The following is a 5,328-nucleotide window of genomic DNA, read 5'->3' as shown; positions in this document are numbered from 1 at the left end:
TTGCGGGTATTTTAATAGGTGCTATTAAAAAGGAAAAGGCTATTTTAATGGTAACACATAAAAATGAAATCAAGAAATTAAATATAGATAATATTTTAAAGTTCAAAGTTATAAGTAAATATGGTAGATTTTTTAATTTTTAAAAAGGAGTATCCAATCTTTCGTAGAATTTAAATATAGTAAAGAAATCTATTAAGGGTGATAATATGTCACAAGAGGAACGTAAACGAAAAAGAAAAATAAAAAAAAGATGGAGATTCTTTTGGATCAGCTTAATTTTCATATTCCTTTTTTTTAGATCAGTCCCTTCCTTGTTTGCTACTGCCTTTAAAACAGTTCTGCCAGACAAATATATAATTGAAGATAAAATTGAAACAGAAGCAATTATAATAAGAAGAGAAAGCTTGTACAAAGCTGATGGAGAAGGCACAATAGAAATATATGTAGATCATGGTGATAGAGTTGCTGTAGGAACTAAAGTTGCTAAAATTACATTATTGGACGATACCTCTACATTAAAACAAGAGTTAGAAGAAATTGAAAATAAAATAGAAGTTTTAACAAAGACGAAGTTAGATAGCGAAGGCATAAAAAAGGATGAGGAAAAGTTAAAGGAAAATATTGGCAATATAATCGGTGATATACAAACAAGTATAAACCAAAATGATTATGAAAGAGCTGAAATTTTAAAAGATAAACTGTCCATGTATGATGGCAAACAAAAAGATATTGGAAGAGATGATACTTTAATTAGTCAAAGCCTAGAAAATCTAAATGAAAAGAGAGATAAAGTTAAAAAACAGATAATTAGTAATACAGAAAATTATTTTTCAAAGGAATCTGGTATAGTATCTTTTAAAATAGATGGATATGAAGAAATATATTCCATTAGTCATAAAGATGATTATAAATATTCTGATTTTAAAGAGATAGTCAATAATCAGAGGATAGTATCCAATAATGATACTATTAAAACAGATGAACCAGTTTTTAAGATAATTGATAATTTTCAATGGTATATGATTGTAAAAATTGAAAATATGAAAGATATTTCTTCTTATGAAGAAGGAGATCCCATTTTATTAACAGGAGAAGAGGTAGAAGGTGAACTCAAAGGGTATATTGAAAGGATATCTGACGAGAAAGATAAAGGGTTAATTGTTGTTAGATTTAATACAGATTTTCATAATTATTTTGATAAGAGAGGTTTAGATATTAATATTATAAAATTTAAGTATGATGGATATAGAATTCCAAAGAAAGCTATATTAGAAAAAGATGAAATCAATGGAGTTTATATAAAGGAAATTAGTGGTATAATAAGATTTAGACCTATTGAAATATTAGATGAAGATGATGAATTTGCTTATATTAGTAAAGGGGACAATAATTATAATATTAATATAAAAGGAAGTGATACACCAGTTAGAACGGTTAGAGAATTCGATGAAATCCTTTTAAATACCATTAGCATAAAAGAAGGAATGATAATTAATTGACATCAAGGAGGTAATTACAATTACTATAAAGAACAATTTACTAAATTTAGAAAAAAATATCCATGAAGCCTTAAAGAGATCTGGCAGAGAAGGAGATAAAGTTCAGATAATTGCCGTTACTAAAACGGTAGGAGTAGATAAAATAAATGAAGCTATTGAACTAGGTTTAACGAATATTGGCGAAAATAGGACTCAAGAACTAGTAAAAAAGTTCGATATTATTGGTAATAAGGCGAAATATCACATGATAGGACATTTACAGACCAATAAGGTAAAAACTATTTTTGACAAGATAACCTTAGTTCATTCTCTAGATCGCCCATCTTTAGCAAAAGAGTTGAACAAAAGGGCTAAAAAAAATGGTATAATAATAGATACTCTAATCCAAGTTAATATAGCAGAAGAAGAAAGTAAATTTGGATTAAAAATAGATGAAGTAATTCCTTTCATAGAAAAAATTATAAATTATGAAAATCTAAATGTAAAGGGATTGATGACAATTGCACCTTATGTTGAAGATGCTGAAGAAGCAAGATGGGTGTTTAGAGAATTACGTAGGTTAAGTGAAGTAATTAAGGAAAAAGATTATACTAATGTGAAAATGGATATCTTATCGATGGGTATGACCAATGACTATGAAGTAGCAATTGAAGAGGGGTCAAATATGATAAGAATAGGAACTGGTTTATTTGGTCAAAGAAAATAAAAGATAGGAGGGTTATTATGTCAACTATAATGAATAAACTAAAGTACTTCATTGGAATTGATGATTTAGATTTGGAAGATGAGTATGAATACGAGGATTATGAAAATGAAGAATTAGAAGAGATTCCCCTAAATGCAAATTCCAAAAAAATGAGAAACAAAGTTGTTAATATTCATACATCTGGGAATATGAAATTAGTAGTTCATGAACCATTAAATTATGAAGATGCACCTAAAATTGTGGATGATTTAAAGATGAGAAAAACTGTTGTTGTGAATTTAGAACAATTAGAACCAGGTATAAAAAGACAGATATTTGACTTTATAAATGGAGGATTGTATTCTCTTGAAGGAAGTATTCAAAAAGTGACTACTGATATTTTTGTACTAGCTCCAAACAATGTAGAGATAGATGGTAATATTAAAGATGAGTTGAAAAATAAAGCAATTTTTCAATGGTAAAATATAAAAAGTAAGAGGTAATTTGATGATAACATTATATAGAGCTATTAGTATTTTATTTAATATTATAGAAATTTTAATTTTTGTACGAATTATATTTTCTTTTTTAAGAATTGGACCTTATAATCCAATAGGAAGAATTATATATGAATTTACAGAGCCAATATTGTCGCCAGCAAGAGAGTTAATCTATAGATTAGGTATTAATACCGGTATGTTTGATTTCTCACCTATTATTGCTATTTTAATGCTCAGAATTATTTTAAGAATTATTAGAGCTATATTATTTTAAACTGTTGGTGATGAAATTGAGATTAGATAAAGAAAAACTATTGGCACATATAGTAGATGAGAAACAGATTTTAAATATGCGAAGAGTATTGGATCAAATTGAAATCGTAATAAATAAGCATACTATTGGAGTTACAGATTTTATGGATCCTTATGAAAGAAAATTAGCAGAGTCTATCTTAAATAGGTTTATGGATATATCCTATAGTGAAATAGGAGGTATTGAAAAAGCGGAAAGGAAAGTTATATTGATATATCCTGAATATATGAAACACCAGGATATTAAATCCCCTATTAGTTCTTTGATGATTAATGGCAATATTAAAAATTTATCTCATAGAGATTTTTTAGGGGGAATACTTAATTTAGGAATAAATAGAGAAAAAATAGGGGATATATTAATACATGAAGACAATGTTCAAGTAGTGGTAAAAAATGAAATTTTTGATTATATTTTAATTAGTTTAATGAAAATTGGCAAAGAAAATGTTAAAGTAAAGGAAATTCCTCTAGAGAAATTAAGGAAAGGTATTCTAGAATATGAAGATATATATACAACTGTTTCTTCCCTTCGATTGGATGCATTAATAAGTGGTGCTTGGAATTTATCAAGAAAAGATGGTCAAAGACTGGTTGAGTCTAAAAAGGTAAAGGTAAATTGGGAGCCTATAGATAGGGTATTTAAGGATATTGAGGAAGGGGATATTATTTCTGCCAAAGGTTATGGTAGATTTATTTTGAATTCAATAAATGGTATTAGTAAGAAAGGTAGAGTGAGAGTAAAGCTTAGACTATTAAAATAAATGGAGTGAGTTATATGATTACACCCCTTGATATTCAAAATAAAGAATTCAAAAAATCTTTTAGGGGATATAAAGAAGCTGAAGTAGATCATTTTTTAGATGAAATTATTGAAGATTATGAAAAAATTTACAAAGAAAATATTGAGTTGAAAGATAAAATACTTGTTTTGAATGAACAAATAGAACAATATAATAATTTAGAGAAAACTTTAAAGGATACTCTTATAGTGGCTCAAAGCACTGCCGATGAAGTTACTAGAACAGCAAGGGAAAAATCGGATATCATTATTGAAGATGCAGAATTATTGGCTAAAAAAATAGTTGCTGCTGCTAATGAAGAAGTTTCAAAGATTCAAAGGGAGTATGAGAATTTGAAGAAAGAGATATATATCTTTAAAACCCGATATAAATCATTTATTGAAGCCCAATTAATAACTTTAGATGAATTTTATTCTGAAATAGAAGGAGATACTTCTATCATCAAAGAAAAAGAAGGTTTAGAAGAGTACATAGACCAGTCTGAGGAGGTTAGTTCAGAATCACAAAATATTTTAGAAACGGATAATGATGTTGACGATTTGGGGGCTTAGCCCCCAAATTCTATTTAATATTATATTAGGAAACAGATAATGGAGGAGTAGTTATGACGGAGAAAATTAATATAGATGGTGAATTGTCTATTGGAGGTGATGAATTTACCATTATTGCTGGACCTTGTGCTGTTGAAAGTGAAAAACAAATGGAATTAATAGCTAAGTTTTTGAATAGATTAGGAATTAAGATTCTAAGAGGTGGTGCTTTTAAACCCAGAACAAGCCCTAAAGCTTTTCAAGGTTTAGGACTTGATGGTTTGAAAATTTTATATAATATTAAGAAAAAATATAATTTTAAAGTGATTTCAGAAATAATGGATCCAAGAGATATTGAGGAGGCTTATGAGTATATAGATATTTATCAAATAGGATCAAGAAATATGCAAAACTATCCTCTTTTAAAAGAAGTAGGAAAAGTTAATAAACCTGTATTATTGAAAAGGGGAATGAGCGCTACCATAGATGAATGGATAAAAGCTTCTGAATATATAATGATGGAAGGAAATAAAAAAATTATTTTTTGTGAAAGAGGTATTAGAACTTTTGAAAATTATACTAGAAATACTTTGGATTTAATCAGCGTGCCTATTATAAAATCTAAAACTGAATATCCTATTATTGTAGACCCAAGCCATGGTACTGGAAGAAGAGAATTGATATTGCCTGCCTCTAAAGCAGCCTTAGCCTTGGGTGCCCACGGATTGATGATAGAAATTCATCCAGAGCCAGAAAAAGCTTTATCTGATGGAGTTCAATCTTTAAATTTTGCTGAGTTTAAAGATTTGTTTGAAAATATAAATAGTATGAAAAAAGCTTTAAAATCTAATATGTAAATTTTTTCCCTCTAATCTCATAGAATATATTATAAATATAAGAATGGAGGGAACATTTATGTCAAAGGACCTTCTGGATGTATATGATGATGAATTGTTATTTTTCTTTATTTTGCTTACTCATATTTGGGGTGCTAAATAC

7 protein-coding genes are annotated in these 5,328 nt (G+C 28.0%); all 7 read left to right on the top strand.

Features of this window, described 5'->3' with window-relative positions:
- The first annotated feature begins 206 nt into the window (after nucleotides 1-206).
- From VK998_RS08315 to VK998_RS08285, 7 genes are read left to right on the top strand one after another with little or no spacing between them, the layout of a single operon-like run.
- On the top strand, nucleotides 207-1,499 hold the full coding sequence (locus VK998_RS08315) for a biotin/lipoyl attachment domain-containing protein (RefSeq protein WP_325227547.1): 1,293 nt from the start codon (nucleotides 207-209) through the stop codon (nucleotides 1,497-1,499).
- Entirely contained in the window at nucleotides 1,495-2,205 is a 711-nt protein-coding gene (locus tag VK998_RS08310) for a YggS family pyridoxal phosphate-dependent enzyme (protein WP_325227549.1), read from the top strand. The genes VK998_RS08315 and VK998_RS08310 overlap by 5 nt, the downstream gene beginning before the upstream one ends.
- A 17-nt stretch (nucleotides 2,206-2,222) precedes the next feature.
- Nucleotides 2,223-2,666, top strand: coding sequence for a cell division protein SepF (locus VK998_RS08305; RefSeq protein WP_325227545.1), 444 nt, complete (start codon nucleotides 2,223-2,225; stop codon nucleotides 2,664-2,666).
- Between the two features lie 25 nt (nucleotides 2,667-2,691).
- Entirely contained in the window at nucleotides 2,692-2,958 is a 267-nt protein-coding gene (locus VK998_RS08300; protein ID WP_325227543.1) for a YggT family protein, read from the top strand.
- Nucleotides 2,959-2,968: 10 nt separating this feature from the next.
- Nucleotides 2,969-3,760, top strand: a complete 792-nt coding sequence (locus tag VK998_RS08295; protein WP_325227542.1) for a YlmH family RNA-binding protein — start codon at nucleotides 2,969-2,971, stop codon at nucleotides 3,758-3,760.
- A gap of 14 nt (nucleotides 3,761-3,774) precedes the next feature.
- Nucleotides 3,775-4,350 carry a DivIVA domain-containing protein gene (locus VK998_RS08290; RefSeq protein WP_325227540.1) on the top strand — a complete coding sequence of 192 codons (576 nt, stop codon included), beginning with the start codon at nucleotides 3,775-3,777 and terminating at the stop codon, nucleotides 4,348-4,350.
- A 53-nt stretch (nucleotides 4,351-4,403) separates the two neighbouring features.
- A complete protein-coding gene (locus VK998_RS08285; RefSeq protein ID WP_325227537.1) occupies nucleotides 4,404-5,186 on the top strand; it encodes a bifunctional 3-deoxy-7-phosphoheptulonate synthase/chorismate mutase in 783 nt (260 codons plus the stop codon).
- Nucleotides 5,187-5,328: the final 142 nt, after the last annotated feature.

The sequence above is a fragment of the Schnuerera sp. genome, assembly GCF_035459645.1.
Taxonomy (GTDB): domain Bacteria; phylum Bacillota; class Clostridia; order Tissierellales; family Tepidimicrobiaceae; genus Schnuerera.
This window is presented reverse-complemented; position numbering and strand designations above follow the sequence as displayed.